The 25509-nt window shown below is 72.0% G+C and carries 24 protein-coding genes; 14 read left to right on the forward strand and 10 right to left on the reverse strand.

What is annotated here, in order from left to right:
* The first annotated feature begins 54 nt into the window (after positions 1-54).
* From ACZ5GT_RS30400 to ACZ5GT_RS30445, 10 genes are all read left to right on the forward strand, one after another.
* Positions 55-1020 (forward strand): Rossmann-like and DUF2520 domain-containing protein, encoded by a 966-nt coding sequence (locus tag ACZ5GT_RS30400; protein ID WP_469032489.1) that lies wholly within the window; start codon positions 55-57, stop codon positions 1018-1020.
* Positions 1017-2057, forward strand: a complete 1041-nt coding sequence (panC, locus tag ACZ5GT_RS30405; RefSeq protein WP_469032491.1) for a pantoate--beta-alanine ligase — start codon at positions 1017-1019, stop codon at positions 2055-2057. The genes ACZ5GT_RS30400 and panC overlap by 4 nt, the downstream gene beginning before the upstream one ends.
* Positions 2054-3925, forward strand: a complete 1872-nt coding sequence (locus ACZ5GT_RS30410) for an L-aspartate oxidase (RefSeq protein ID WP_469032494.1) — start codon at positions 2054-2056, stop codon at positions 3923-3925. Before panC ends, ACZ5GT_RS30410 begins: the two co-directional genes overlap by 4 nt.
* 5 nt (positions 3926-3930) lie before the next feature.
* Positions 3931-4908: a carboxylating nicotinate-nucleotide diphosphorylase gene (gene nadC, locus ACZ5GT_RS30415; RefSeq protein WP_469032497.1), complete on the forward strand. Its 978-nt coding sequence runs from the start codon at positions 3931-3933 to the stop codon at positions 4906-4908.
* A 5-nt stretch (positions 4909-4913) separates the two neighbouring features.
* Positions 4914-5711 (forward strand): type III pantothenate kinase, encoded by a 798-nt coding sequence (locus ACZ5GT_RS30420; RefSeq protein WP_469032500.1) that lies wholly within the window; start codon positions 4914-4916, stop codon positions 5709-5711.
* Between the two features lie 177 nt (positions 5712-5888).
* Positions 5889-6542 carry a hypothetical protein gene (locus tag ACZ5GT_RS30425; RefSeq protein WP_469032601.1) on the forward strand — a complete coding sequence of 218 codons (654 nt, stop codon included), beginning with the start codon at positions 5889-5891 and terminating at the stop codon, positions 6540-6542.
* Between the two features lie 57 nt (positions 6543-6599).
* Complete coding sequence (locus ACZ5GT_RS30430; RefSeq protein WP_360745243.1) at positions 6600-6779, forward strand: hypothetical protein; 180 nt, start codon at positions 6600-6602, stop codon at positions 6777-6779.
* Between the two features lie 159 nt (positions 6780-6938).
* On the forward strand, positions 6939-7343 hold the full coding sequence (locus ACZ5GT_RS30435) for a BlaI/MecI/CopY family transcriptional regulator (RefSeq protein ID WP_469032506.1): 405 nt from the start codon (positions 6939-6941) through the stop codon (positions 7341-7343).
* 9 nt (positions 7344-7352) lie between these two features.
* On the forward strand, positions 7353-7901 hold the full coding sequence (locus ACZ5GT_RS30440; RefSeq protein ID WP_469032509.1) for an amino-acid N-acetyltransferase: 549 nt from the start codon (positions 7353-7355) through the stop codon (positions 7899-7901).
* A gap of 231 nt (positions 7902-8132) precedes the next feature.
* Positions 8133-8468 carry a histone-like nucleoid-structuring protein Lsr2 gene (locus tag ACZ5GT_RS30445; protein ID WP_360745728.1) on the forward strand — a complete coding sequence of 112 codons (336 nt, stop codon included), beginning with the start codon at positions 8133-8135 and terminating at the stop codon, positions 8466-8468.
* Here ACZ5GT_RS30445 and ACZ5GT_RS30450 read toward each other — a convergent pair.
* The gene (locus ACZ5GT_RS30450) at positions 8447-9127 is read right to left on the reverse strand and encodes an SCO3374 family protein (protein WP_469032511.1); all 681 of its coding nucleotides are present in this window, start codon (positions 9125-9127) and stop codon (positions 8447-8449) included. The genes ACZ5GT_RS30445 and ACZ5GT_RS30450 overlap by 22 nt on opposite strands.
* Before the next feature lie 440 nt (positions 9128-9567).
* On the opposite strand from ACZ5GT_RS30450, the gene ACZ5GT_RS30455 reads away from it, so the two are divergent.
* Entirely contained in the window at positions 9568-12093 is a 2526-nt protein-coding gene (locus ACZ5GT_RS30455) for an ATP-dependent Clp protease ATP-binding subunit (RefSeq protein WP_469032513.1), read from the forward strand.
* Positions 12094-12162: 69 nt separating this feature from the next.
* On the opposite strand, the gene ACZ5GT_RS30460 is transcribed toward ACZ5GT_RS30455, so the two are convergent.
* The gene (locus ACZ5GT_RS30460; protein ID WP_469032515.1) at positions 12163-12795 is read right to left on the reverse strand and encodes an HAD family acid phosphatase; all 633 of its coding nucleotides are present in this window, start codon (positions 12793-12795) and stop codon (positions 12163-12165) included.
* 518 nt (positions 12796-13313) lie between these two features.
* Between ACZ5GT_RS30460 and ACZ5GT_RS30465 the strand changes: the two genes are divergently transcribed.
* Entirely contained in the window at positions 13314-13916 is a 603-nt protein-coding gene (locus ACZ5GT_RS30465; RefSeq protein ID WP_469032517.1) for a M23 family metallopeptidase, read from the forward strand.
* A gap of 66 nt (positions 13917-13982) precedes the next feature.
* Here ACZ5GT_RS30465 and ACZ5GT_RS30470 read toward each other — a convergent pair whose 3' ends face one another.
* On the reverse strand, positions 13983-14579 hold the full coding sequence (locus ACZ5GT_RS30470) for a TetR/AcrR family transcriptional regulator (protein ID WP_469032519.1): 597 nt from the start codon (positions 14577-14579) through the stop codon (positions 13983-13985).
* Positions 14580-14692: 113 nt separating this feature from the next.
* Between ACZ5GT_RS30470 and ACZ5GT_RS30475 the strand changes: the two genes are divergently transcribed.
* Positions 14693-16282, forward strand: a complete 1590-nt coding sequence (locus tag ACZ5GT_RS30475) for an MDR family MFS transporter (RefSeq protein WP_469032523.1) — start codon at positions 14693-14695, stop codon at positions 16280-16282.
* Positions 16283-16610: 328 nt separating this feature from the next.
* Here ACZ5GT_RS30475 and cseC read toward each other — a convergent pair whose 3' ends face one another.
* The 5 genes from cseC to ACZ5GT_RS30500 all read right to left on the reverse strand — a co-directional run bounded on the left by cseC (position 16611) and on the right by ACZ5GT_RS30500 (position 21219).
* Entirely contained in the window at positions 16611-17942 is a 1332-nt protein-coding gene (gene cseC / locus ACZ5GT_RS30480) for a two-component system sensor histidine kinase CseC (protein ID WP_469032526.1), read from the reverse strand.
* 17 nt (positions 17943-17959) lie between these two features.
* Positions 17960-18655, reverse strand: coding sequence for a two-component system response regulator CseB (gene cseB / locus ACZ5GT_RS30485; protein WP_469032529.1), 696 nt, complete (start codon positions 18653-18655; stop codon positions 17960-17962).
* A gap of 258 nt (positions 18656-18913) precedes the next feature.
* Positions 18914-19558 carry a hypothetical protein gene (locus ACZ5GT_RS30490; protein ID WP_469032532.1) on the reverse strand — a complete coding sequence of 215 codons (645 nt, stop codon included), beginning with the start codon at positions 19556-19558 and terminating at the stop codon, positions 18914-18916.
* Positions 19546-20085, reverse strand: coding sequence for a SigE family RNA polymerase sigma factor (locus ACZ5GT_RS30495; protein ID WP_469032535.1), 540 nt, complete (start codon positions 20083-20085; stop codon positions 19546-19548). The genes ACZ5GT_RS30490 and ACZ5GT_RS30495 overlap by 13 nt, the downstream gene beginning before the upstream one ends.
* Before the next feature lie 222 nt (positions 20086-20307).
* Entirely contained in the window at positions 20308-21219 is a 912-nt protein-coding gene (locus ACZ5GT_RS30500) for an HhH-GPD family protein (protein WP_469032538.1), read from the reverse strand.
* Between the two features lie 151 nt (positions 21220-21370).
* Here ACZ5GT_RS30500 and ACZ5GT_RS30505 point away from each other — a divergent pair, with 151 nt between their 5' ends.
* On the forward strand, positions 21371-22237 hold the full coding sequence (locus ACZ5GT_RS30505; protein ID WP_469032541.1) for a hypothetical protein: 867 nt from the start codon (positions 21371-21373) through the stop codon (positions 22235-22237).
* Positions 22238-22786: 549 nt separating this feature from the next.
* Here the strand turns inward: ACZ5GT_RS30505 and disA are convergent.
* Positions 22787-23911, reverse strand: a complete 1125-nt coding sequence (gene disA / locus ACZ5GT_RS30510) for a DNA integrity scanning diadenylate cyclase DisA (RefSeq protein ID WP_469032543.1) — start codon at positions 23909-23911, stop codon at positions 22787-22789.
* Positions 23912-23991: 80 nt separating this feature from the next.
* Entirely contained in the window at positions 23992-25401 is a 1410-nt protein-coding gene (gene radA, locus ACZ5GT_RS30515; protein ID WP_469032545.1) for a DNA repair protein RadA, read from the reverse strand.
* Between the last annotated feature and the right edge of the window lie 108 nt (positions 25402-25509).

Consider the following 25509-nt stretch of genomic DNA (forward strand, 5'->3'; position numbering starts at 1 on the left):
GACGAGAAATCGTCCGGTACCCGAAGCGGACTGGAACGGGAAGGCCGCCGTCGCGTGAGTACAAGCCAACAGCCAGATCCCCAGGACCGCCCCGCGCGGCTCACCGTCGGCGTCGTCGGCGCCGGCCGCGTGGGCCCCGCGCTCGCCGCGTCCCTCCAGCTCGCCGGGCACCGCCCGGTGGCCGTCTCCGGGGTGTCCGACGCCTCCCGGCGGCGAGCCGCGGAGCTGCTCCCCGACGTGCCGCTGGTGCCGCCCGCCGAGGTGCTGCAGCGGGCCGATCTCGTCCTGCTGACGGTTCCCGACGACGCCCTGCCCGGGCTCGTCGAGGGCCTCGCCGACACCGGCGCCGTCCGGCCCGGCCAGCTGCTTGTCCACACCTCCGGGCGCTACGGCGTACGGGTCCTGGACCCCGCCCTGCGCGCGGGCGCCCTTCCGCTCGCCCTGCACCCGGCGATGACCTTCACCGGGACCGCCGTCGACGTGCAGCGCCTGGCCGGCTGCTCCTTCGGCGTCACCGCGCCCGACGAGCTGCGGCTGGCCGCGGAGGCCCTCGTCATCGAGATGGGCGGCGAACCGGAATGGATCGCCGAGCCGATGCGCCCGCTGTACCACGCGGCGCTCGCACTCGGCGCCAACCACCTCGTCACGCTGGTCGCCCAGTCCATGGAGCTGCTGCGCGCGGCCGGCGTCGAGGCGCCCGACCGGATGCTCGGCCCGCTGCTCGGCGCAGCCCTGGACAACGCCCTGCGCTCCGGCGACGCGGCCCTCACCGGCCCCGTCGCCCGGGGGGACGCGGGCACCGTCGCCGCGCACGTCGCCGAACTGCGCACGCACGCCCCGCAGACCGTGGCCGGCTACCTCGCGATGGCCCGCGCGACCGCCGACCGGGCGCTCGCCCACGGACTGCTCAAGCCGGAACTGGCCGAGGACCTGCTCGGCGTGCTCGCCGACGGGACCGGCGGGATCGGCGGGATCGGCGAAACCGACGGAACCGACGGCGCCGAGGGAGACGGCCGATGACCATCACCTTGCTGCGCACCGCGGACGAACTGCACGCACGCACGCGCACCGGCCGTCGCGCCGTCGTGATGACCATGGGCGCCCTGCACGATGGCCACGCCTCCCTGGTCCGCACGGCGCGCGGGATCGCCGGACCGGACGGGGAGGTGGTCGTCACCGTCTTCGTCAACCCGCTGCAGTTCGGCGCGGGCGAGGACCTCGACCGCTACCCCCGCACCCTGGACGCCGACCTGGAGGTGGCCGAGCGGGCCGGGGCGGACGTCGTGTTCGCCCCCTCCGTGGACGAGGTCTACCCCGGCGGCGAGCCGCAGGTCCGCGTCAGCGCGGGCCCCATGGGCGAGCGTCTGGAGGGTGCCTCGCGCCCCGGCCACTTCGACGGGATGCTCACCGTCGTCGCCAAGCTGCTGCACCTCACCCGCCCCGACGTCGCCCTGTACGGCCAGAAGGACGCCCAGCAGCTCGCCCTGATCCGGCGCATGGTGCGGGACCTGAACTTCGGCGTCGAGATCGTCGCCGTGCCGACCGTGCGCGAGGACGACGGGCTGGCGCTGTCCAGCCGCAACCGCTACCTCTCGCCCGCGGAGCGTTGCACGGCGCTCGCCCTCTCCCGCGCGCTGTTCGCGGGCCGTGACCGGCACGCCGCCCAGGAGGCGCTGCGCGCGCGTGCCCGCGAGGTGCCCGCCACGCACGCGCGTGCCGAGGCCCTCAGCGCGATAGGGGAGTCGAGGGCGGCGGCCGACGCGCACGCCGTCGCCCAGGCCCGCACGTCGCCCGCCGCCGCCCCCGGCCAGGACGCCGAGCGCCGCGCCTTCCTCGGCGCCCCGTCGGCCGTCCGCGCGGCCGCCGGTCTGGTCCTGGAGGACGCCGCCCGGCTGTCCCCGCCGCTGGAACTGGACTACCTGGCCCTCGTCGACCCGTCCGACTTCACCGAGATCGAGGACGGCTTCACCGGCGAGGCGGTTCTCGCCGTCGCCGCCCGGGTCGGGGCGACCCGGCTGATCGACAACATCCCCCTCACCTTCGGAGCCGCCTCGTGACCAGCACAGGCATACGCCCGCCCGTCGCCCACCACTCTCGAGCGGGAGCGCTTCGCGCTCGCCCGGGCTTGTTCGCGCCCGCGCCCGGGTGGTCCATCTCGGCGGACGTGGTGGTCGTCGGCTCCGGGGTGGCCGGACTGACGACCGCCCTGCGCTGCGCGGCGGCCGGCCTGGAGACCGTCGTGGTCACCAAGGCCCGTCTCGACGACGGCTCCACCCGCTGGGCCCAGGGCGGCATCGCCGCGGCCCTCGGCGAGGGCGACACCCCCGAACAGCACCTGGACGACACCCTGGTCGCCGGCGCGGGCCTGTGCGACGAGGAAGCGGTACGGATCCTGGTCACCGAGGGGCCCGACGCCGTACGCCGGCTGATCTCCACCGGGGCCCACTTCGACACCGACGACGAGGGCGGCATCGAGCTCACCCGCGAGGGCGGCCACCACCGCCGCCGCATCGCGCACGCGGGCGGCGACGCGACCGGCGCGGAGGTCTCCCGGGCGCTGGTCGAGGCGGTACGCGCGGCCGAGCGGAGCAGGCACGAAGCGGCCTCGGCCGAGGACGGCGGCGGGCGCCGGGCGGGCGTGCGCACCATCGAGAACGCGCTCGTCCTGGACCTGCTGACCGACGCCGACGGCCGTACCGCGGGCGTGACCCTGCACGTCATGGGCGAGGGCCAGCACGACGGCGTGGGCGCCGTGCACGCTCCCGCGGTGGTGCTCGCGACCGGCGGCATGGGCCAGGTCTTCTCCGCCACCACCAACCCGTCGGTGTCCACCGGCGACGGCGTGGCGCTCGCGCTGCGCGCCGGTGCGGAGGTCTCCGACCTGGAGTTCGTCCAGTTCCACCCGACCGTGCTGTTCCTCGGCCCGGACGCCGAGGGCCAGCAGCCGCTCGTCTCCGAGGCCGTGCGCGGCGAGGGCGCACACCTGGTCGACGCCGCCGGCGTGCGGTTCATGGTCGGCCAGCACGAGCTGGCCGAACTCGCGCCCCGGGACATCGTCGCCAAGGGCATCACGCGCCGCATGCAGGAGCAGGACGCCGAGCACATGTTCCTCGACGCCCGGCACTTCGGCGCCGAGATGTGGGAGCACCGCTTCCCGACGATCCTCGCCGCCTGCCGCGCCCACGGCATCGACCCGGTCACCGAGCCCATCCCGATCGCCCCGGCGGCCCACTACGCCTCCGGAGGCGTACGCACGGACTCCCACGGGCGTACGACCGTCCCGGGCCTGTACGCGTGCGGCGAGGTCGCCTGCACCGGAGTGCACGGCGCCAACCGGCTCGCGTCCAACTCCCTCCTGGAGGGCCTCGTCTACGCCGAGCGGATCGCCGCCGACATCGCCGCCGGCGCCCCCACGCCCGACCGCGCAGACAGCACTGCGGACGGCCACGCGGACAGCGCGGCGGACGGCGGTCTCCACGCGCGCGTGCCGCAGCCGGCCGAGCACCCCGAGGAGCCGGTCCACCCCCTGCTGGAGCCCGAGGCGCGCTTCGCGATCCAGCGGATCATGACGGACGGCGCGGGCGTCCTGCGCTCCGCCGCGTCCCTCGCCCGGGCCGCCGAGCAACTGGAGCGGCTGCACACCGACGCCCGCGACGCCCTCGCCGAGAACGGCAAGACCGCCGAGCCCGGCGTCGACACCTGGGAGGCCACCAACCTCCTGTGCGTGGCCCGCGCTCTGGTCGCCGCGGCGGAGCTGCGCCAGGAGACCCGCGGCTGCCACTGGCGCGAGGACCACGCCGAGCGCGACGACGCCGCCTGGCGCCGGCACATCGTCGTACGGCTGAATCCCGACCGCACACTCGCCGTGCACACCACCGATACCGCAGACTTCCCCCCGACCCGGCAGCGCCTTCAGGAGCAGTGACACAAGTGAGCACCCCCGACCTCCCCCTCGCGTCCACCGGCGGCTGCGGCGACGGCTGTGCCTGCGGCGCGGAAGCCGACGCGGAATATCTGGAGTGCGGTCTCGACCCCGCGCTCGCCCAGCTGCTGGCGGACGCCGGACTCGACCCCGTGGAGGTCGAGGACATCGCCAACGTCGCCATCCAGGAGGACCTCGCCCACGGCGTGGACGTGACCACGGTCGCGACGATCCCCGAGGACGCCGTCGCCACCGGCGACTTCACCGCGCGCGAGGCGGGCGTGGTCGCCGGTCTCCGGGTCGCCGAGGCGGTGCTCTCGGTGGTCTGCACGGACGAGTTCGAGGTCGAGCGGCACGTCGAGGACGGCGACCGGGTGGAGGCGGGCCAGAAGCTGCTGTCGGTCACCACGCGCACCCGTGACCTGCTCACCGCCGAACGCAGCGCCCTCAACCTGCTGTGCCGCCTGTCCGGCATCGCCACCGCCACGCGCGCGTGGGCCGACGCCCTGGAGGGCACCGGTGCGCGGGTGCGCGACACCCGCAAGACCACGCCCGGCCTGCGCTCCCTGGAGAAGTACGCCGTCCGCTGCGGCGGGGGCGTCAACCACCGCATGTCGCTGTCGGACGCGGCGCTGGTCAAGGACAACCACGTGGTCGCCGCCGGCGGTGTCGCCCAGGCGTTCAAGGCCGTGCGCGAGGCCTTCCCCGAGGTGCCGATCGAGGTCGAGGTGGACACCCTGCACCAGCTGCGCGAGGTCGTCGACGCGGGCGCCGACCTGATCCTGCTGGACAACTTCACCCCCGGCGAGTGCGAGGAGGCCGTGGCCCTCGTGCACGGCCGCGCGGCCCTGGAGGCGTCGGGCCGGCTGACCCTCGACAACGCGCGCGCGTACGCCGGCACCGGCGTGGACTACCTGGCCGTGGGCGCCCTCACCCACTCCTCGCCGATCCTGGACATCGGCCTCGACCTGCGCGCGGCGGAGTAACGGCCATGCTCCTCACCATCGACGTGGGAAACACGCACACGGTCCTCGGCCTGTTCGACGGTGAGGACATCGTCGAGCACTGGCGCATCTCGACGGACGCGCGCCGCACCGCGGACGAGCTGGCGGTGCTGCTGCAGGGCCTGATGGGTATGCACCCGCTGCTCGGGGACGACCTCGGCGACGGCATCGACGGCATCGCCATCTGCGCGACCGTGCCCTCGGTGCTGCACGAGCTGCGCGAGGTCACGCGGCGCTACTACGGCGACGTGCCCGCGGTGCTCGTCGAGCCGGGCGTGAAGACGGGCGTGCCCATCCTGACCGACAACCCCAAGGAGGTCGGCGCCGACCGCATCATCAACGCGGTCGCGGCGGTCGAGCTCTACGGCGGCCCCGCCATCGTCGTGGACTTCGGTACGGCGACGACGTTCGACGCGGTCTCCGCGCGCGGGGAGTACGTCGGCGGCGTCATCGCGCCCGGCATCGAGATCTCGGTCGACGCGCTCGGCGTCAAGGGCGCCCAGCTGCGCAAGATCGAGGTGGCCCGGCCGCGGCACGTGATCGGCAAGAACACGGTCGAGGCGATGCAGGCCGGCATCGTCTACGGGTTCGCCGGCCAGGTGGACGGCGTGGTGAGTCGGATGGCGCGCGAGCTGGCGGACGACCCGGACGACGTGACGGTGATCGCGACCGGCGGCCTGGCGCCCATGGTGCTGGGCGAGTCCTCGGTGATCGACGAGCACGAGCCGTGGCTGACCCTGATCGGACTCCGGCTGGTGTACGAGCGGAACGCGTCGCGCCTGTAGCCGCCCGTAGGGGCGTAGGGGCGTAGGGGCGTAGGGGCGTAGGGGCGTAGGGGCGTAGGGGCGTAGGGGCGCGGAGCCGCGCGGTGCCTGCGCCCGACACGCCCTGTTTTATGTCGGCTTTGTCTGATTAGCGCGTATCGTCGGCACATGCCCACGCCATACGGATCCCGCGGCGGCATGGCGTTCGGCGTGGAGGAGCTGCGTGTGCTCCGCCGCGCTCTCGCCCTCGCCCTCCGCCCCGAAACCGCCTCGGCCGAGGAAGTCCAGGACTGCCTCCGCCTCGCCGAGTCCCTCGACGAGGCGATGCGCGAGGGTGCCCGGCTGCGCGCCTTCCTGGTGGACGATCTCGCCCGCTACCGCGCCGCGCTGCCCGGGACCGCCACCGGTTATCTCGCGCTGCTGGAGGAGGTGCTGGGCTCCGGCTACCGCCCGCACCCCGACGACCTCGCCGCCCTGCGGGCGCTGCGCGGCAATCCGGTCGCCGCCGCGCTCCTGGACCGCTGCCAGGTCCTCGCGGAACAGGACGTACGCGCCCGCCTCGCGCGCCGGGCGGCGCCCCCGGCCGTCCCGGTGGTCCCCGCCTCCCGCGTCCGCCTCACGGCCCTCCCGGGCGGCCTCTCGGCCGACGCCTCCGGCATTGCCGCCGGCGCCGCGGGCGAGGATCCCGCCGAGCAGCCGGAGAAGCCCGCGGAGAAGCCGCCCGCCCCCGAGCCGGCCCCGGCCACCCCGAAGCCGCCCCGCCCCATCCCCACCCCCGGCGAGGTCTTCCCGCGCCGCAAACCGAACCCGGCGCCGCCGGCCGACCGTCCCCGCCAGCTCACCGCGGTCTGAACGACCCCGCCCCGACCCCGCCCCGCCCGTTCCCCGCCCCGTGGTTAACCTGGGTGCATGGACTACGTCTCCGCGCTCCTGCCCCCGGTCGTCATGGCCGTGTTCTTCATCGGCGTGATCCGGGTGATCGTGAAGACCCAGGGCGGGGCCAACAAGGCCAAGGAGGACGCGGCCGTCGACGCCGCCATCGCCCAGGCGGAGGCGGCTCGTCAGGCCCCCGCGCGGACCGACGGCTGACACCCGGCCGACAGCCGGCCGACGGCACCTTCACCGGCGTACGACTGCCGCGTCCGCGGACGGTCGTACGCCCCTTTTGTCGCGTTTGTCGAGATAGCCGACTGTTCGGCACGCGAATGGCGGGATCTCCCACTATGGTGCTGAGGTGTGCCTCGCCCATTGGGAGAACTCGAAGACGCGGTCATGACACGGGTGTGGAAGTGGAACCGCCCGGTGACCGTTCGAGAAGTCCTGGAAGACCTTCAGCGGGAGCGGACCATCGCCTACACCACGGTGATGACCGTTTTGGACAATCTCCATCAGAAGGGCTGGGTGCGCCGCGAGGCGGAAGGCCGGGCCTATCGATATGAGGCCGTCTCCACCCGGCCCGCCTACGCCGCCGCCCTCATGAACGACGCCTGGTCCCAGAGCGACAACCCCGCCGCCGCTCTCGTCGCCTTCTTCGGCATGATGAGCGACGAACAGCGGCAGGCCCTGTGGGACGCCGTCCGCATCGTCCAGGGACCGGAAACACCCGAAGCCGAGGAGAACCCCGGCTCCGCGCCGCGGGGCGGCGGGCGATAGCGTCCGGTCATGTCCCGAGAGAGTCCCTCGTCCGAGAGCCCCGAAGTCGGCGCTAAAGCCATCACCGTGCGGCGGGCCCGCACCAGCGATGTTCCGGCCGTGCGCCGTCTCCTTGACGCCTACGTCCGTGACCGCATCCTGCTCGACAAAGCGACGGTGACGCTTTACGAGGACATCCAGGAGTTCTGGGTGGCGGAACGGGACGACAACGCCGAGGTGGTCGGCTGCGGTGCGCTGCACGTCATGTGGGAAGACCTCGCGGAAGTGCGCACTCTCGCGGTCAAGCCCGGCCTGAAGGGCGCCGGCGTCGGCCATCAGTTGCTGGAGAAGTTGCTGCAGACCGCCCGCTGGCTGGGCGTTCGCCGCGTTTTCTGCCTGACCTTCGAAGTCGACTTCTTCGGCAAGCACGGCTTCGTCGAGATCGGCGAGACGCCCGTCGACACCGACGTCTACACCGAGCTGATGCGTTCCTATGACGAGGGCGTCGCCGAGTTCCTCGGCCTGGAGCGAGTGAAACCGAACACCTTGGGCAACAGTCGGATGCTTCTGCATCTGTGATCGCCGATCACCGCGGAGTATTCCGCCCGGAGCTCTGCCCAGGTTCCCTATGTCCGAAACGCGCATGTTTCCGGGCCGGGTCGGGTCTGCCGGTCTCTCCCGGGGGTTTGTGTTTTTCCGGCAAAAGCGGTTTGCTTTCCGACGTACTGCAGTACTGCATATAACAGGGGACGGCGAAACGGCGGACGCCGCAGACCCCCGGCCCACAAGTCATGAATGAAAGGAAATCCGGTGGCACAGAAGGTTCAGGTCCTTCTTGTCGACGACCTCGACGGCGGCGAGGCGGACGAGACCGTCACGTTCGCGTTGGACGGCAAGACGTACGAGATCGATCTCACGACCGCCAATGCGGACAAGCTTCGCGGCCTTCTCGAGCCTTACGTGAAGGGCGGTCGTCGTACCGGAGGCCGTTCTTCGGGTGGGCGCGGAAAGGCCCGCGCCGCTTCCGGCGGCAGCCAGGACACCGCGCAGATCCGCGCCTGGGCGAAGGAGAACGGCTACGAGGTCAACGACCGCGGCCGCGTTCCCGCGTCCATCCGCGAGGCCTACGAGAAGGCCAACGCCTGAGCACGGGCGCGACGCAGGCGGATCCGGTGGCACTGCGTCGCCACCGTGTTCACGAGTCGTACGAGATCGGGGGCGCCCTCCCGGCCCCCCATGGCCGACAGCGTCGGCAGCGAGGCCTCGACCTCGCATCCCGGCCAGGGGGGCCGCAGCCACACGGCGGCCCCCTGCAGGGTGCCGGGGGCGCTCGGGGCCGGCGGCCGCGCTCCGGCCCGCCCCGGCCCGGGGTCAGGGGGCGGCGGGGCGTCCATCGCGTCGCCCTCGCCGAGCGCCGTCAGGTCGAGCGCCAGCGCTCCCCACTCCAGCCAGTCCAGCAGCCCGGACAGCTCCTCCGCGCTGCCCGCGGCCACCAGCAGCCGCATCCTTCCGCCCTGCAGGGCCACCGGTGACCGCGGCGCGAGGTGCCTGAGGCCCGCGCGGCCCGCCTCGGCCGGGACGTCCAGGACGTCGAACCGTTCGCCCACCGCGAGCCGCACGGCGGACCCCGGCTTGCCGGGCTCACCGGGCCTCCCGGGCACCGTTGGCCACCCCAGTTCCTTCTCGTACCAGTCGCGGACGTCGGCGCCCGGGTCGACCGGGCGGCGGGGGAGCGGGACCGTGATCTCCGTCCGGATTGTGACGTTCGCGACATCCGCGGAGACCTGGGAGGGGGTGCCGGTCATGCCAAGTGCAACCGCCGCGCAGGCGCCGAAGTCACGCTGTGGCGTGGATCGGATGCGCAGAGTGCCGGACAGGGGGGCGTGCGGGGGTGCCGGGGGGCGCAAGGTTGTTCGCCCATAGCGGAGGGAACCGGTGCGCGCGGCATGGACTGTCCGCCCCTGCGGGTAAGACATCCCTAGTGGGAGGGGGCGACACGCAGGACAAGGCGTCTCACGTTCGCCATCGGCGTACTGGTGGTGGGGGTAAGTGCCTGGCCTGCGGGAACATCGTCTCGCACCATCGGGTTGGAACACATGTCGGCGTTCGGGGTCAGGAGGCAGTGTTGGTTCTCGGGCCGGTGTCGGCAGTTGGAATGAGCGGTCCCCGCTTGCGGGACTAAGCTGCGGAAGGACAGGAGGGGAAGTTCCCCCCACTGCCTGACCGCTCTGAGGAGCGATTAACGATGTTCGAGAGGTTCACCGACCGCGCGCGGCGGGTTGTCGTCCTGGCTCAGGAAGAAGCCCGGATGCTCAACCACAACTACATCGGCACCGAGCACATCCTCCTGGGCCTGATCCACGAGGGTGAGGGTGTCGCCGCCAAGGCCCTTGAGAGCCTCGGGATTTCGCTCGAGGCGGTCCGCCAGCAGGTGGAGGAGATCATCGGCCAGGGCCAGCAGGCCCCGTCCGGGCACATCCCCTTCACCCCCCGTGCCAAGAAGGTCCTGGAGCTGTCGCTCCGCGAGGCCCTTCAGCTGGGCCACAACTACATCGGCACGGAGCACATCCTGCTCGGCCTGATCCGCGAGGGCGAGGGCGTCGCCGCCCAGGTCCTGGTCAAGCTGGGCGCAGACCTCAACCGGGTGCGGCAGCAGGTGATCCAGCTGCTCTCCGGTTACCAGGGCAAGGAGACCGCCACCGCCGGCGGTCCCGCCGAGGGCACCCCCTCGACGTCCCTGGTCCTCGACCAGTTCGGCCGGAACCTCACCCAGGCCGCTCGTGAGTCCAAGCTCGACCCGGTCATCGGGCGCGAGAAGGAGATCGAGCGGGTCATGCAGGTGCTGTCCCGCCGTACCAAGAACAACCCGGTGCTGATCGGTGAGCCCGGCGTCGGCAAGACCGCCGTCGTCGAGGGCCTCGCCCAGGCCATCGTCAAGGGCGAGGTGCCCGAGACCCTCAAGGACAAGCACCTCTACACCCTGGACCTCGGCGCGCTGGTCGCCGGCTCCCGCTACCGCGGTGACTTCGAGGAGCGCCTGAAGAAGGTGCTCAAGGAGATCCGCACCCGCGGCGACATCATCCTGTTCATCGACGAGCTGCACACGCTCGTCGGCGCGGGTGCCGCCGAGGGCGCCATCGACGCGGCTTCGATCCTGAAGCCGATGCTGGCCCGCGGTGAGCTGCAGACCATCGGCGCCACCACCCTGGACGAGTACCGCAAGCACCTGGAGAAGGACGCGGCCCTCGAGCGCCGCTTCCAGCCCATCCAGGTCGCCGAGCCGTCCCTGCCGCACACGATCGAGATCCTCAAGGGTCTGCGTGACCGGTACGAGGCCCACCACCGGGTCTCCATCACGGACGAGGCGCTGGTGCAGGCCGCCACCCTGGCCGACCGGTACATCTCGGACCGCTTCCTGCCGGACAAGGCGATCGACCTGATCGACGAGGCCGGCTCGCGGATGCGCATCCGCCGGATGACCGCGCCGCCGGACCTGCGCGAGTTCGACGAGAAGATCGCCGGCGTCCGCCGCGACAAGGAGTCCGCGATCGACTCGCAGGACTTCGAGAAGGCCGCTTCGCTCCGCGACAAGGAGAAGCAGCTGCTGGCCGCCAAGGCCAAGCGGGAGAAGGAGTGGAAGGCCGGCGACATGGACGTCGTCGCCGAGGTCGACGGCGAGCTGATCGCCGAGGTCCTCGCCACGGCCACCGGCATCCCGGTCTTCAAGCTGACCGAGGAGGAGTCCAGCCGCCTGCTCCGCATGGAGGACGAGCTCCACAAGCGGGTCATCGGCCAGAACGACGCCGTCAAGGCGCTGTCGAAGGCGATCCGCCGTACCCGCGCCGGTCTGAAGGACCCGAAGCGTCCGGGTGGTTCGTTCATCTTCGCCGGCCCGTCCGGTGTCGGTAAGACCGAGCTGTCCAAGGCGCTCGCGGAGTTCCTCTTCGGTGACGAGGACGCGCTGATCTCCCTCGACATGTCGGAGTTCAGCGAGAAGCACACGGTCTCCCGGCTGTTCGGTTCGCCCCCCGGCTACGTGGGCTACGAAGAGGGCGGCCAGCTGACCGAGAAGGTCCGCCGCAAGCCGTTCTCCGTGGTCCTCTTCGACGAGGTCGAGAAGGCCCACCCGGACATCTTCAACTCGTTGCTGCAGATCCTGGAGGACGGTCGCCTGACCGACTCCCAGGGCCGGGTCGTGGACTTCAAGAACACGGTCATCATCATGACGACCAACCTCGGCACCAGGGACATCTCCAAGGGCTTCAACCTGGGCTTCGCGGCCTCCGGCGACACGAAGACCAACTACGAGCGCATGAAGAACAAGGTGTCGGACGAGCTCAAGCAGCACTTCCGCCCCGAGTTCCTGAACCGCGTCGACGACGTGGTGGTCTTCCCGCAGCTGACCCAGGCCGACATCCTGCGGATCGTCGACCTGATGATCGGCAAGGTGGACGAGCGCCTGCGGGACCGGGACATGGGCATCGAGCTCTCCCAGTCCGCGAAGGAACTGCTGGCCAAGAAGGGTTACGACCCCGTGCTGGGCGCCCGGCCGCTGCGCCGGACCATCCAGCGCGAGATCGAGGACTCGCTGTCGGAGAAGATCCTCTTCGGCGAGCTGCGTCCCGGTCACATCGTGGTCGTGGACACCGAGGGCGAGGGCGACGCCAAGACCTTCACCTTCCGGGGTGAGGAGAAGTCGGCGCTGCCGGACGTCCCGCCGATCGAGCAGGCGGCCGGCGGTGCCGGGCCGAACCTGAGCAAGGAGGCGTAAGCCTCACGGCACGTGTAAGGGGCCGGTGCCTTCGGGCACCGGCCCCTTCCGCATGCCGCCGTCCGGCTCCTACGACAGCTGTCCGTCGTAGTCCGGCAGCTTGTACGTCCTCTCGGCATGGCCGCCCGACAGGTCGGTGGCGCTGTTGCCGATGTTCGCGATGATCGTGTAGCCCTTGTTCTCGATGGCGACGCGCTGGGCGGTCTTGTAGGCGGCGACGTCCTTGAAGAGGTCGAGCAGGCCGCGGACGTAGAGGCCGGAGACGTCGTAGCCGTCGTGCTCGAGGTTGTACTCGGTGGGCAGGTAGATGATGCCGGGGCGGGCCGTGACGAAGAACAGCGAGACGCCGTGCTCCTGGGCGTACTTCGCGACGTTCAGCACCGGCTTGTTGGCCGGCTGCGGGTAGCTGAAGCCGAAGTCGGTCTCCAGGGTCGTGTTGTCGACGTCGAAGACGATCGCCTGCTTCTCGCCCGGCTTCGCCGCGGCGATGCGCGCCTTCAGGTAGGGCAGGGCCTGGTCCATCACCGCCTGGCAGTCCTGCTGCCAGGTCGCGTGGTCGACGTCCCCGGCGGCGGCCGCGGTGCTCGCGGTCGCGGTCTTCGTGGCCGTCGCGGCGTCGGCGGGGGCGGCCAGGGCCACCAGGGCGGCCGCGGCGACCGTGGTGACGGTGATGCGGCGGGCCAGGGGGCGTCGTCCTGTCATGGGTGGGGGTTCCTCTCACGTCCGTGACGCTGCTGTTGTCGGGTGCATGCTCGTCGGCGCGGGTGGCGCGAGGGGAACCGTAAGGTTACTGGGCGGTAAGTGGGAAGAGGTGTGCGGCAGATGAAGTGCCCGAGCGTGACTCGGCGCGACTCGGTGGGGCTCCGTGGGGCCCGTGGGAGGCGGGTGGCGTCGGTCACGTCACAGGGGCGCCCAGGGCCGTGCGCCGGTGACATGCCGCACAGGCGATTTGTCCGTTACTAGGGCGGTTAGTGGGCCGGCCTGGCGGACAAAAAGGGCATTTCGTCCAACGGGTGGGATCGGGTTGTCGCTTTATGGGGCGATTCACGTCTGATAGCCGCTCTGTCAAGAAGAAGAATTATTTGAGGCGGCGTACTACGGATCGTCGTAGATCGCGTTTTTTGGGCTTCATGGGCCCGGGGGTTACCAATGAATCGCCCATCCGGCAGCCGTCCGTGCGCCGGGTGGACTTTTTCTGCCGCCGTCCCCCGAGGGGTCCCATGTCTTCGTCTGTCTCGTCCCGTTCCGCCCGTACGTCCCTGCTGCGCACCCGCGCGGCCGTCCTGGCCGCCGGCCTCGGCGCGTCGGTCGTGCTGGGGGCCGGGGTCGCGGTCGCCGCCGAAGCCGGCTCCGCCCCCGGCGCGGCAAGCGCCGTCGCCGCCCAGGCCGCCGCCAAGAAGGCCGCCTCCTGGGTCCACTCCGTGAAGAACTACAAGCTGTCCGCGAGCTTCAACCAGGCCGGCAGCATGTGGCAGTCCACCCACAGCGGGCAGGACTTCGCCGTGCCCAGCGGCACCGACGTCGTCGCCGCGCACGGCGGCACCGTGGTGAAGGCCGGCGGCAACGGCGCGGGCGACGGGCCCGCGTACGGCAACGCCATCGTCATCCGGCACGGCAACGGCACGTACTCGCAGTACGCCCACCTGTCCCGCATAGACGTCCGGGTCGGCCAGGTCGTCGCCACCGGCCAGCACATCGCGCTCTCCGGCAACACCGGCAACTCCAGCGGCCCGCACCTGCACTTCGAGATCCGCACGACCCCGGACTACGGGTCGGCCGTCGACCCGGTCGCCTTCCTGCGCGCCAGGGGCGTGACCGTCTAGGGGGCAGGACGTCCGGGGCCGCGCCCAGGGCCGTTCGGGGGCGGCCCTGGACGCGGGGCCGCGGGGCTACGACGGGTGCGTGCCCTCGTGGGCCCGCGTGACCAGGTCCGTGGCGACCTCGAGGACCGCCCTGCGCTTCTCCTCGGGGTCGGCCTCGATGTCGTTGAGGACGAACATCCCGGCGTGCAGCGTGAACATCGCGCTGACGCAGCGCACCTGGTCGATCAGCTCGGCGTCGGGGTCCATGAGGATGTCGCGCATCCCGAGCATGCGGTGGCGGAACATCTCGCCGATGCGCAGTTCCTTGACCGTCGCCTGGTTCTCCTGCATGAAGCGGAAGAGCGGGGACGCTCCGGCCAGCGCTTCGCTGTAGCGGCTGATGAGTTCTTGCTTCACGGCCAGCGACCGGGGCTGCTGCCGGCCCCACTCGATCAGGTCCTCGATGGGCTGGGAGAGGTCCTCGAAGATGCTGACGAGGATCTCTTCCTTCGTCTTGAAGTGGTAGTACAGCGCCGCCTTGGTGACGTCCAGGCGCTCGGCGATCTCACGCAGCGAGGTCTTCTCGTAGCCCTGCTCGGCGAAGAGTTCGAGGGCCACGTCCTGGATGCGCTGGCGGGTGTTGCCGCGGCGCTGCCGCTTGGTGCCGTCCATGGTGCCGCCCATCCTCGTCCCCCGATGTACTTACTTGACGCCCGGCTAGTTGCGGGTCTACCTTCACCAGTGTAGTCAACTTGCCGGGCGGCAAGTAAGTAGCGGTTGCTGGGGGAGTGGGGAAGATGGCGGACACGCAACAGGCCGACACGGCCGACCCGGGGGCGGGGAAGAAACCCAGGAGCGTCCGGGTCGTCCTCTTCGCGCTGATGATCACGATGATGCTCGCGATGCTCGACAACATGATCGTGGGCACCGCGATGCCGACGATCGTCGGCGAGCTCGGCGGACTGCAGCACCTGTCGTGGGTGGTGACGGCCTACACCCTCGCGACCGCGGCGGCCACCCCGGTCTGGGGCAAGCTCGGCGACATGTACGGCCGCAAGGCCACCTTCATGACCTCGATCGTGATCTTCCTGATCGGGTCCGCGCTCAGCGGCATGGCCCAGAACATGGGCGAGCTGATCGGCTTCCGGGCGGTCCAGGGCCTGGGCGCCGGCGGTCTGATGGTCGGCGTCATGGCGATCATCGGCGACCTGATCCCGCCGCGGGAGCGCGGCAAGTACCAGGGCATGATGGCCGGCATCATGGCGATCGCGATGATCGCCGGACCGCTGGTCGGCGGCACCATCACCGACAACTGGGGCTGGCGCTGGGCGTTCTACATCAACCTGCCGCTCGGCGTGGTGGCCCTCGGCCTGATCAGCGCCGTGCTGCACCTGCCCAGGAAGCGGTCGAAGGCGGGCATCGACTACCTCGGTGTCGTCCTGCTGACCGTCGGCATCACCTCGATCGTCCTCGTCACCACCTGGGGCGGCACGGAGTACGCCTGGAGCTCGGCGCGGATCATGGAACTGATCGGGATCGGCGTCGCCGCGCTGGTCGGGTTCGTGTTCTGGCAGACCAAGGCCGCCGAGCCGGTCGTGCCGCTGCACATCTTCCGCAGCCGCAACTTCACCCTGATGTCCGTCATCGGCTTCATCACCGGCTTCGTGATGTTCGGCGCGACGCTCTTCCTGCCGCTGTACCAGCAGTCGGTGCAGGGCGCGTCCGCGACCAACTCCGGTCTGCTGCTCCTGCCGATGCTCGGCGCGATGCTCGTGACGTCGATGGTCGCCGGGCGGGTCACCACCAGCAGCGGCCGCTACAAGGTCTTCCCGATCGCCGGCGGCGTGCTGATGATCACCGGGCTGTACCTGCTGTCGCTGATGGACACCGGGACCTCGCGCCTCACCTCCGGCGTGTACATGGCCGTGCTGGGCCTGGGCATGGGCTGCCTGATGCAGATCACCATGCTGGTCGCGCAGAACAGCGTGCAGATGAGGGACATGGGCGTCGCGTCCTCGTCGACCACCCTGTTCCGTACGCTCGGTTCCTCCTTCGGCGTCGCCATCATGGGCGCCCTGTTCAACAACCGGGTCCAGAACGTTATGTCCGAGCGGGCCGGCGCCCTGGGTTCGAAGATCACCGAACGGTCCGCGCAGCTCGACGCGGCGAGCCTGGCCAAGCTGCCGGCGCCGGCCCGCGAGGCGTACCAGCACGCGGTGTCCGCCGGCACGCACTCGGCGTTCCTGCTGGGCTCCGTGATCGCCGTGGTGGTGCTGGTGGCCGCCCTGTTCGTGAAGGAGGTCCCGCTGAAGGGAGCGGGACCGAAGACGGGCGAGAGCCCGGCCGACGGCACGGAGGCGGTCGCACCGCTGGCCGAGGCAGTGTGAGCCCGCACTGACCTGGGCCCACTGACCGGGGCCCGCTGTCCCGGGCCCACTGACCCGGGCCCGCTGTCCCGGGCCCAGGGATCCAGATCCACTTATCCAGAGCTGAAGACCCCCGGCGCGTGTCCGTCCCGGGGGTCTTCGGCCGTCTCCGGCCTGCCCGGCCTGCCCGTGCCGGGTGACCGGGGCGTGGAGTTCCCGCACGAACCGCAGGAGCGCGAAGCCGGGCTGCGGCGGGCCGGTGACGGTCGCGGTGGGCCGGCGGGGCGGCCGCCAGTGGGCGGGGCGGCCGCCAGTGGGGCGGTGGGGCGGTCCCGGTGGGCCGGTGGCGTCAGGGCAGCATCGGGTGGCTGCCGGTGTCCGTGGGGGCGTGTTCCGGCAGCCACAGCACCGCCACCGCGCCCTCGGCCGGCACGTGGTCCGGCGCCCCGGCCGGCCGTACGTTGCGGAACGTCAGCCGGGCGCCCAGCACCCGCGCCTGACCCGCCGCGATCGTCAGTCCCAGCCCGTGCCCCTGGCCGGACCGGTCCCTGCTCCCGGTGCGGAAGCGGCTCGGCCCCTCGGCGAGCAGGTCGGCGGGGAAGCCGGGCCCGTGGTCTCGGACCCGGATGACCCGGCCCTCGACGGTGACCTCGATGGGCGGCCTGCCGTGCCGGGCGGCGTTGGCGAGCAGGTTGAACAGCACGCGTTCCAGGCGCCGCGGGTCGGTCGTCACCTCCGACTCGTGCACCACCCGCACCTCGACGTCCGGGTCCTTGGCCGCCACGCGCCGCGTGACGAAGTCGCCCAGCATGATGTCCTGCAGCTCTGCCCGCTCGGAGGCGCCGTCGAGGCGGGCCACCTCCAGCACGTCCTCGACGAGGGTGCGCATGGCCTTCGCCCGGTCCAGGACCAGCTCGGTCGGCCGGCCCGGAGGCAGCAGTTCGGCCGCCGTCAGCAGCCCGGTGACCGGGGTGCGCAGCTCGTGCGCGATGTCGGCGGTGACCCGGCGTTCGGCCTCCAGCCGCTGCTGCAGCGCGTCCGCCATGGCGTCCACCGCGCTCGCCAGATCGTCGGTCTCGTCGCGTACGACCCCGCCGATCGCGTCCCGCACCCGGACGTCCGGCTCACCCCTGGCGACCTCGTTCGCCGCGGCCGCCGCCTTGCGCAGCCGGCGCGAGAGCTGCCCGCCGATCAGCACGCCGAGCGCGCTGCCGCCCAGCACCACGGCGATGGAACCGATCACCAGAGCCTGGTCGAGGTCGTTGAGGATGTCGGTGCTGCGGTCGGTGAACCCGGTGTGCAGCGACAGCACGTGCCCGTCCTTGACCGGCACGGCCGCCCAGATGTCCGGCACGCGCCTGGGCCGCTCGCTGACGTAGGTCGCCCGCCGGCCCTGCTCGACCCGCTCCCGCAGCGCCCGCGGCAGCTCCGGGTCGTCGATCTTGACGTTGGGGAAGTTGGGCCGGTTGGACAGCTCGTAGTTGCGCTGGGCGATCTGGACCCGCTCGTCGGCGAGGTCGCGCGCGTTGTCCAGCATCGACACCCGGGCCGCGTTGTGCACGACCAGGCTCAGCGCGATCGCCACCAGCGCGCCGACCAGGGCGATGGCCGCACTGAGCTTCCACCGCAGGCCGGTCCGGATGCCGGCGCCCGCACCGAGGCGCCGGAGGATGCCGCGCATGTCCCTGGAGTCCCCGTTCACGCCTTCAACTTGTAGCCGAAGCCGCGGACCGTCTCGATCCGGTCCTGGCCGATCTTCGTACGCAGCCGCTGCACGTGCACGTCGACCACGCGCGTGTCCCCGCCCCAGCCGTAGTCCCACACCCGCTCCAGCAGTTTGTCGCGCGACAGGACCGTGCCCGGCGCCGAGGAGAACTCCAGCAGCAGCCGCATCTCGGTCGGCGTGAGCGCCACCGGCTGCCCGGCCCGGCGCACCTCCATCCCCTCGGTGTCGACCTCCAGGTCGCCGAAGGTCAGCACCCCGCCGGTCACCGGGTCGTCGGCCTTGACGCCGCCGCCGGCGTGACCGAAGCGGCGCAGCACGGCCCGGATCCGCGCGACCAGCACGGCGCCGTCGAACGGCTTGGTCACGTAGTCGTCGGCGCCCGCCTCCAGACCCAGCACGACGTCGATCGAGTCCGCCCGCGCCGACAGCATGATCACCGGGACCGTCGACTCGTCCCGGATCCGGCGGCACAGGCTCACCCCGTCGAGGCCGGGCACCATGACGTCGAGAAGCGCGATGTCGGGGCGGTCGGCGCGGAACGCCTCCAGCCCCGACAGCCCGTCGGGCATCGCGGTGACCGCGAAGCCGTCCCGCTCCAGGGCGAGCTGGGTGGCCTCGCGGATGACGTCGTCGTCCTCGACGAACAGGACGTGGGTCTGCTCTGCCATCCCGGTGCTCTCAGTCCTCGGTCGTTCTCGTCGGTGCCGGTCGGGTGCCGGTCCTGCCGGTCGGTGCCGGTCGGTGTCGGCGGTTCTCGGTCGTGCTCGGTCGTGCTCGGTCGTTCCGGGCCGTGCCGTCGTGCTCAGGTGTCGCCGTGCACGGCGTAGGCCTGCACGGCGTCGTCCGTGGGCGGGCGTGCTCCCATGAGGAGACGCGGTGATTGTGCCGCGCGTTCACCGGCACATGTCGCGGGGGGTCCGAGCGGTTCACGACGTCGACGAGGGGCTGTCCCCGACGGCGCTGCTGTAGTCGTTGTGCGTGCGGTACCGCTCGGCGAAGCGGCCGGAGATCCAGCGGTAGGTGATCACGTTCTCGCCGGACGGGCTCGACACCGGATCGCCCTTCTCGTAGACCTGTTTGGTCACCACCAGGTCGCCGCGGTCGATCTCCGCGTAGACCGGGGGCTCCTCGGCCTTGAACACGTTCTCGTACCGCCCGTGTTCCTCGCGGTACACGTACGAGCCGACTCCGACCGCGTCCCCGCAGGTCAGCACGTTCACCACGACGTCCGCCGAGGAACCTCCGGTCAGGTCGCCGTACGACACGTCGACCGGGTACTCGTCGCCGACGCACGGCTTCAGCTCGCGCCTGACCTCCGCCGAGATCCGGGGGTCGTCCTTGACCAGCTCGACCCCGTCCACGCGCCCGGTGGCCCCGACCGTGCGCGGGGTGACCGACTTGGTGGCGGGCGCCACCGAGTCGGCGTGGGCCGGGCCCTCGTCACGGGCGCCGGTGCCCCCGGTGGCGCAGCCGGAGGCGAAAAGCGCGAGGGCGGCGAACACGGCCACCGCCGTGAACGCCGCCTGCACGGCCCACCGGCCCGTGGGCTCCGCGCCGGTCACACCGCGCAACGCTCCCGCTCCTCACGCTCCAGCGCCCGCGCGTCCAGGTCGCGCCGCTCCAGCTCCTCGCGGAGCCGGGCGAGCGCCCGGTGCAGCGTGCTCTTGACCGTTCCGGCCGACATGCCGAGGGCGGCGGCCGTCTCCTCCGTGGACATCTGCTCCCAGTGTCGCAGCACGACCACGCTGCGCTGCTTGGGTGCGAGCACCTTCATGATGTCCATCAGCAGCGCCCGGTCGGCGTGCTGCTCGGTGGAGTCGTCGACGGAGGCGTCCGGCAGCTGCTCGGTCGGCACCTCCTCCAGCTTGCGCGCCCGCCACCACTCGGTCCGCGTGTTGATCATCACGCGGCGCAGGTAGGCGTCCGCGAGCCGCTTGTCCGCGATGCCCTCCCAGCGGCCGTAGGTGCGCACCAGCGCGGTCTGCAGGAGGTCCTGCGCGTCGACCGGGTCCGGGACCAGGCGGCGGGCGCTGCGCAGCAGCGCGTCCTGCCGGGTGCGGACGTACTCCTCGAACTCGAGCACCTCGCCCTGCGCCATGATCAACCGCCTCCGATTCCCCGTTCCCGGCCCGCCCGCCGCCGGCTCCCCTGTGCGCACCGCTGTCCGCGGTACGCCGTCGAAATTACGGAGGCGTTGTCACGGCGCTGTCCGAGGCAGCGCGCGACTGTCAATCAGCTGTCCGTCGGTTGTGTAACGGAAGTAGGAAAGGGGTAAGCGCATGCACCGAATTGCCCCGGTTCGGTGTGATGTGGTACTCGGTCAGGAGAGAGGCAGCCGGTACCGACCGCCGGGCAGCGGTTCCACCAGGCCGTCCGCGACGAGACCGTCCAGCGCCCGTGCGCGCTGCACCGGCTCGTGCCACACGCGGTCGAGCACCGCCTGCGGGACGGGCGAGTGCGCCTCGCGCAGCACGGCGAGCAGCTTGCCGCGGACCTGGCGGTCGGTGCCCGCGTACGTCTGCCCGCGGCGCGGCGGGCCGTCGTGCTCGGGCTTGCCCGCCAGCCGCCAGGCGCACTGCGCGGCGATCGGGCAGCGGTGACAGCTCTCGTTCCTGGCCGTGCAGATCAGCGCGCCCAGTTCCATGGAGGCGGCGGCCCAGCGGGCGGCGGTGCGCTCGTCCTCGGGCAACAGGGCGCGGGCGAGCTTGCGTTCGGCGGCGGTGGTGGCGTTCGGCGGGTACTGCACGCCGGTCACCGCGCGCGCGAAGACCCGGCGGACGTTGGTGTCCAGGACGGCGTGCCGCTGGCCGTAGGCGAAGGAGGCGACGGCCGCGGCCGTGTACTCGCCGATGCCGGGCAGCGCGAGCAGCTGGGCGTGGTCGGTCGGCACGTCGCCGCCGTGCCGTTCCGCTATGGCGACGGCGGCGCCGTGCAGGCGCAGGGCGCGGCGCGGGTAGCCGAGCCGGCCCCAGGCGCGGACGGCCTCGCCGGGGGCCTCCCTGGCGAGGTCGGCGGGGCGGGGCCAGCGGGCCAGCCACTGCTCGTAGACGGGCAGGACGCGGCTCACCGGCGTCTGCTGCAGCATGAACTCGCTGACCATCACGCCCCAGGCGCCGGCCTCCGGGCGACGCCACGGCAGGTCGCGGGCGTGCTCGTCGAACCAGGCGATGACGGGGGAGTGGAGCGTCGTGCCGGGGGCTTGGCTGTGGGGAGTGTTCGTGGGCGCAGTCATGGCGTTCCGATCCTGCCATGGTCCGCCGTGGTTCGGCCGTGACGCGGTGCCCACGGGTGCGTCGTGGTGCCGGGATGATGATCTGGAAAAGTTGGGGCTCCGGCGGCGGGTGGGGCAAGCGAACGTGCCGATCTCTCGTACAGTTTGCGCCGTGGGATCTCTGCGCAATCCGATCGGGCCGCTTCCCTCCTCCATCTACTGGCGACGGAGGGCCGTACTGCTGTCCGTGATCGCCGTGTTGGCGCTGCTGATCACCTGGTTCGTCACATCGGACGACGGGGGCGGCAAGAAGAGCGACGACGGCGCGAACGGCCGGACTCCCGCGCCCACGATCTCTGCCGGGCCGTCGGGTTCGGGTCCCGCCATCAGCCAAGCGCCGGGCGGACGCGACGAGTCGAGCGGCGGAGACTCCAACGGGGACACCTCCGGCGGAAGTTCGGATCCCGGGGGTGATTCCTCCGGGACGGGGAGCGGGTCCGGATCGGATTCCGGTTCCGGTTCCGGGTCCGGTTCCGGGGGCGCCGATGGGTCCGGTGGTGGCACGGGCGGCGGCTCGGCAGCCACCGTGGGTACCGGCGTCGGCGCGGGCGACACGGTCCCGGCCGGCTCGACGCTGCCCGACTGCGGCGCGAGCGCGGTGAAGTTGAGCCTGCGCAGCCTGCACAACTCCTACGAGCCCGGTCAGACGCCCACCCTCCTGCTGACCGCGACGAACTCCTCCGGCAGCGACTGCAAGGTCGATCTCGGCCCGAAGACCGCGGTGTTGACGATCACCAAGGCGGGCGGCGACGACGACTACTGGTCCTCCGCCGACTGCCCCAAGGGCTCGGGCAGCCTGGTCTTCCGGGCGCCGGCCGGCAGCAGCATCACGTACACCGTGAAGTGGGACCGCAAGCCGAGCGCTCCGAAGTGCGCCACGCCTCCCGCCGGGTCGGCCGGGGCGGGGACGTATCTGGTGGAGGCGAAGGCGCCGGGCTTCGCGAAGACGCAGACGTCCTTCGTGCTCCAGGACGCCTGAGGCGACCGGGGCGGTACGACCGGGCGGTCCGACTGAGGCGGTCGGCCGCTCGCGGCGGGCCGAGACGGTGGGCCGGCGGCGGCCGCGGCGGTCGGCGGGGCGCGGTGAACCGAGATCGTCGACTGAGGCGGTGCACCGAGGCGGTGGACCGAGCCGGTCGACTGAGGCGGTAGGCCGAGGCGATCGACCAGGCTGCTCGGCCAGGGCGTTCGACCGAGGCGGCCGGGGTCGGTAGAGACGGCCGGCCGCTGGCGGTTGCCCGGGGCGTTCTACTGAGGCGGTCGGCCGGAGCGGCGGGTCGAGGCGGTAGGCCGGAGTGGTGGGCCGAGGCGATCGACCAGGTTGGCCGGCCCAGGGCGGTAGGCCGAACCGGTGGTCCGAGGCGGTAGGCCGAACCGGTGTTCCGAGGCGGTAGGCCGGAGCGGCGGGTCGAGGCGGTCGACCAGGTTGGCCGGCCAAGGCGGGGACCGGAGCGGTGGGCCGGAGCGGTGGACCGTGGTCGCCACGGGGGGCCGTGGCCGGCGGGGGCCGGGGCCGCGCGGGTCGTGGTCAGACGTACCGCTCGAGGATCGAGGACTCCGCCAGGCGTGACAGGCCCTCGCGCACGCTCCGGGCGCGGGCCTCGCCCACGCCGTCCACCGTCTGCAGGTCGTCGACGCTCGCGGCGAGCAGCTTCTGCAGCCCGCCGAAGTGCTCGACGAGCCGGTCGATGATCGCGCCGGGCAGCCGCGGCACCTTGGCCAGCAGGCGGAAGCCGCGCGGGGACACCGCCGAGTCGAGGGCCTCCGGAGAGCCCGTGTATCCCAGCGCCTTCGCCACCGTGGACAGTTCGAGCAGCTCCGCGTGGGTGAGGGCGTCGAGTTCGTGGAGGGCCTCGTCGACCGTGCGGGAGCGTTTGGCGGTGGGCTCGGGGACGTAGTCCCGTACGACGAGTTCCCGCTCGGGCTCCACGCCGGCGATCAGCTCGTCCAGCTGGAGGGCCAGCAGGCGCCCGTCGGTGCCCAGTTCGACCACGTATTCGGCGATTTCGGTGGCGATGCGGCGCACCATCTCCGAGCGCTGGGCCACCGCCGAGACATCACGGACCGTCACCAGGTCCTCGATCTCCAGCGCCGACAGCGTCCCCGCGACCTCGTCCAGGCGGAGCTTGTAGCGCTCCAGGGTCGCCAGGGCCTGGTTGGCGCGGGACAGGATCGCCGCGGAGTCCTCCAGGACGCGCCGCTGCCCGTCGACGTACAGGGCGATCAGGCGCATCGACTGGGAGACGGACACCACCGGGAAGCCGACCTGCTTGGAGACCCGGTCCGCCGTGCGGTGCCGGGTGCCGGTCTCCTCGGTGGGGATCGTCGCGTCGGGCACGAACTGCACGCCCGCCCGCAGGATCTTCGACAGGTCCGAGGACAGCACGATGCCGCCGTCCAGCTTGCACAGCTCCCGCAGCCGGGTGGCCGTGAACTCCACGTCCAGCACGAAACCGCCCGTGCACATGGTCTCGACGGTCTTGTCGGAGCCCAGCACGATGAGACCGCCGGTGTTGCCGCGGAGCACCCGCTCCAGGCCGTCGCGCAGGGCGGTGCCCGGAGCCACGGCGCTCAGCGAGGCGCGCATCAGGCCATCGGAACCGGCACTCCCACCGGACTTTCCGGGAGCCGCTGCCCGGTCGTTGGCTGCCACTGCACTCCTCCGGTCGCAGGTTCTGGGGCGCTCCCGTATCGCACATTCGGTCGTACGGACGGGCGAGACCAGGGCAAAGTCTACCGGCGCTCCTCCGCCTCCCGTGGGGCGTCTCGGCGACGGGAGCGCGGAAGGACCCGCAGGGCGTCCCCTATGTCGGCCACTTCCAGCACCTTCATGCCGGAAGGGATCTTGCCCGGGTCGCCCGGTACGAGCGCGTGCGTGAAGCCCAGACGGTGCGCCTCGGACAGCCGGCGCTGCACGCCCGTGACCCGTCTGACCTCGCCCGCGAGCCCCACCTCGCCGATCGCGACGAGGTTCTTCGGCAGCGGGGTGTCGCTCGCCGCCGACGCCAGCGCGAGGGCGATGGCGAGGTCGGCCGCGGGCTCCGACAGCTTCACCCCGCCGACCGTCGCGGAGTAGATGTCCCGCTTGCCGAGCGCGCTGATGCGGCCGCGCTGCTCCAGCACGGCGAGCATCATCGACACGCGGGAGGTCTCCAGGCCCGAGGTGGTGCGCCGCGGCGAGGGGATCTGGGAGTCGACGGTGAGCGCCTGGACCTCGGCGACGAGGGGGCGGCGGCCCTCCAGGGTGACCGTCAGGCAGGTGCCCGGGACCGGTTCGTCACGCCGGGTCAGGAAGAGCCCGCTCGGGTCGGCGAGGCCGGTGATGCCCTCGTCGTGCAGTTCGAAGCAGCCGACCTCGTCCGTGGCGCCGTACCGGTTCTTCACGCCGCGGACCAGGCGCAGGCGGGCGTGCCGGTCGCCCTCGAAGGACAGGACGACGTCCACGAGGTGCTCCAGCAGGCGGGGGCCCGCGATGGCGCCGTCCTTGGTGACGTGGCCCACCAGCAGCGTGGACATGCCGCGTTCCTTGGAGGCGCGGATGAGGGCGCCGGCGACCTCGCGCACCTGCGCCATGCCGCCCGGGGCGCCGTCGATCTCGGGGGAGGCCACCGTCTGCACCGAGTCCAGGATCAGCAGCGACGGCTTGACCGCGTCCAAGTGGCCCAGCACGGCCGCCAGATCGGTCTCCGCGGCGAGGTACAGGTGGTCGTCGATCGCCTTGATGCGGTCGGCGCGCAGCCGGACCTGGCTCGCCGACTCCTCGCCGGTGACGTAGAGGGTGCGGTGCTCCTCGCTCGCCGACTTGGCCGCCACGTCCAGCAGCAGCGTCGACTTGCCGACGCCCGGCTCGCCCGCCAGGAGCACCACCGCGCCGGGCACCAGCCCGCCGCCGAGCACCCGGTCCAGCTCCGGCACGCCGGTGGAGCGGGCGGTGGCCTGACGGCCGTCGACCTGGCCGATGGGCAGCGCGGACGTCGTCACGCGGCCCGGCGCCGTCGTCCGGACGGCGGGCGCGCCGTACTCCTCGATCGTCCCCCAGGCCTGGCACTCGGGGCAGCGACCGAGCCACTTGGCCGTCTGCCAGCCGCACTCGGTGCAGCGGTAGGACGGGCGGTCCTTGGTGGTCTTGGTACGGGCAGCCATGCGCAAACCGTAACCGCCGCCACCGACAACGCCCCCACCGCCGGAGAGGCGGGGCCGCCCGTCCCCGTTTGAGGGATCGTTTCACCCGTACGGATTAAATGTGCTCAA

The organism is Streptomyces sp. NPDC031340 (genome assembly GCF_055569945.1).

Coding starts and splice junctions, on each gene's coding strand:
- panC (WP_469032491.1), top strand. CDS start 1,017: ATGACCATCACCTTGCTGCGCACCGCGGACGAACTGCACGCACGCACG.
- ACZ5GT_RS30420 (WP_469032500.1), top strand. CDS start 4,914: ATGCTCCTCACCATCGACGTGGGAAACACGCACACGGTCCTCGGCCTG.
- ACZ5GT_RS30425 (WP_469032601.1), top strand. CDS start 5,889: ATGGCGTTCGGCGTGGAGGAGCTGCGTGTGCTCCGCCGCGCTCTCGCC.
- ACZ5GT_RS30430 (WP_360745243.1), top strand. CDS start 6,600: ATGGACTACGTCTCCGCGCTCCTGCCCCCGGTCGTCATGGCCGTGTTC.
- ACZ5GT_RS30440 (WP_469032509.1), top strand. CDS start 7,353: ATGTCCCGAGAGAGTCCCTCGTCCGAGAGCCCCGAAGTCGGCGCTAAA.
- ACZ5GT_RS30450 (WP_469032511.1), bottom strand. CDS start 9,127: ATGACCGGCACCCCCTCCCAGGTCTCCGCGGATGTCGCGAACGTCACA.
- ACZ5GT_RS30455 (WP_469032513.1), top strand. CDS start 9,568: ATGTTCGAGAGGTTCACCGACCGCGCGCGGCGGGTTGTCGTCCTGGCT.
- ACZ5GT_RS30460 (WP_469032515.1), bottom strand. CDS start 12,795: ATGACAGGACGACGCCCCCTGGCCCGCCGCATCACCGTCACCACGGTC.
- ACZ5GT_RS30465 (WP_469032517.1), top strand. CDS start 13,314: ATGTCTTCGTCTGTCTCGTCCCGTTCCGCCCGTACGTCCCTGCTGCGC.
- ACZ5GT_RS30470 (WP_469032519.1), bottom strand. CDS start 14,579: ATGGGCGGCACCATGGACGGCACCAAGCGGCAGCGCCGCGGCAACACC.
- ACZ5GT_RS30475 (WP_469032523.1), top strand. CDS start 14,693: ATGGCGGACACGCAACAGGCCGACACGGCCGACCCGGGGGCGGGGAAG.
- cseC (WP_469032526.1), bottom strand. CDS start 17,942: ATGCGCGGCATCCTCCGGCGCCTCGGTGCGGGCGCCGGCATCCGGACC.
- cseB (WP_469032529.1), bottom strand. CDS start 18,655: ATGGCAGAGCAGACCCACGTCCTGTTCGTCGAGGACGACGACGTCATC.
- ACZ5GT_RS30495 (WP_469032535.1), bottom strand. CDS start 20,085: ATGGCGCAGGGCGAGGTGCTCGAGTTCGAGGAGTACGTCCGCACCCGG.
- ACZ5GT_RS30500 (WP_469032538.1), bottom strand. CDS start 21,219: ATGACTGCGCCCACGAACACTCCCCACAGCCAAGCCCCCGGCACGACG.
- radA (WP_469032545.1), bottom strand. CDS start 25,401: ATGGCTGCCCGTACCAAGACCACCAAGGACCGCCCGTCCTACCGCTGC.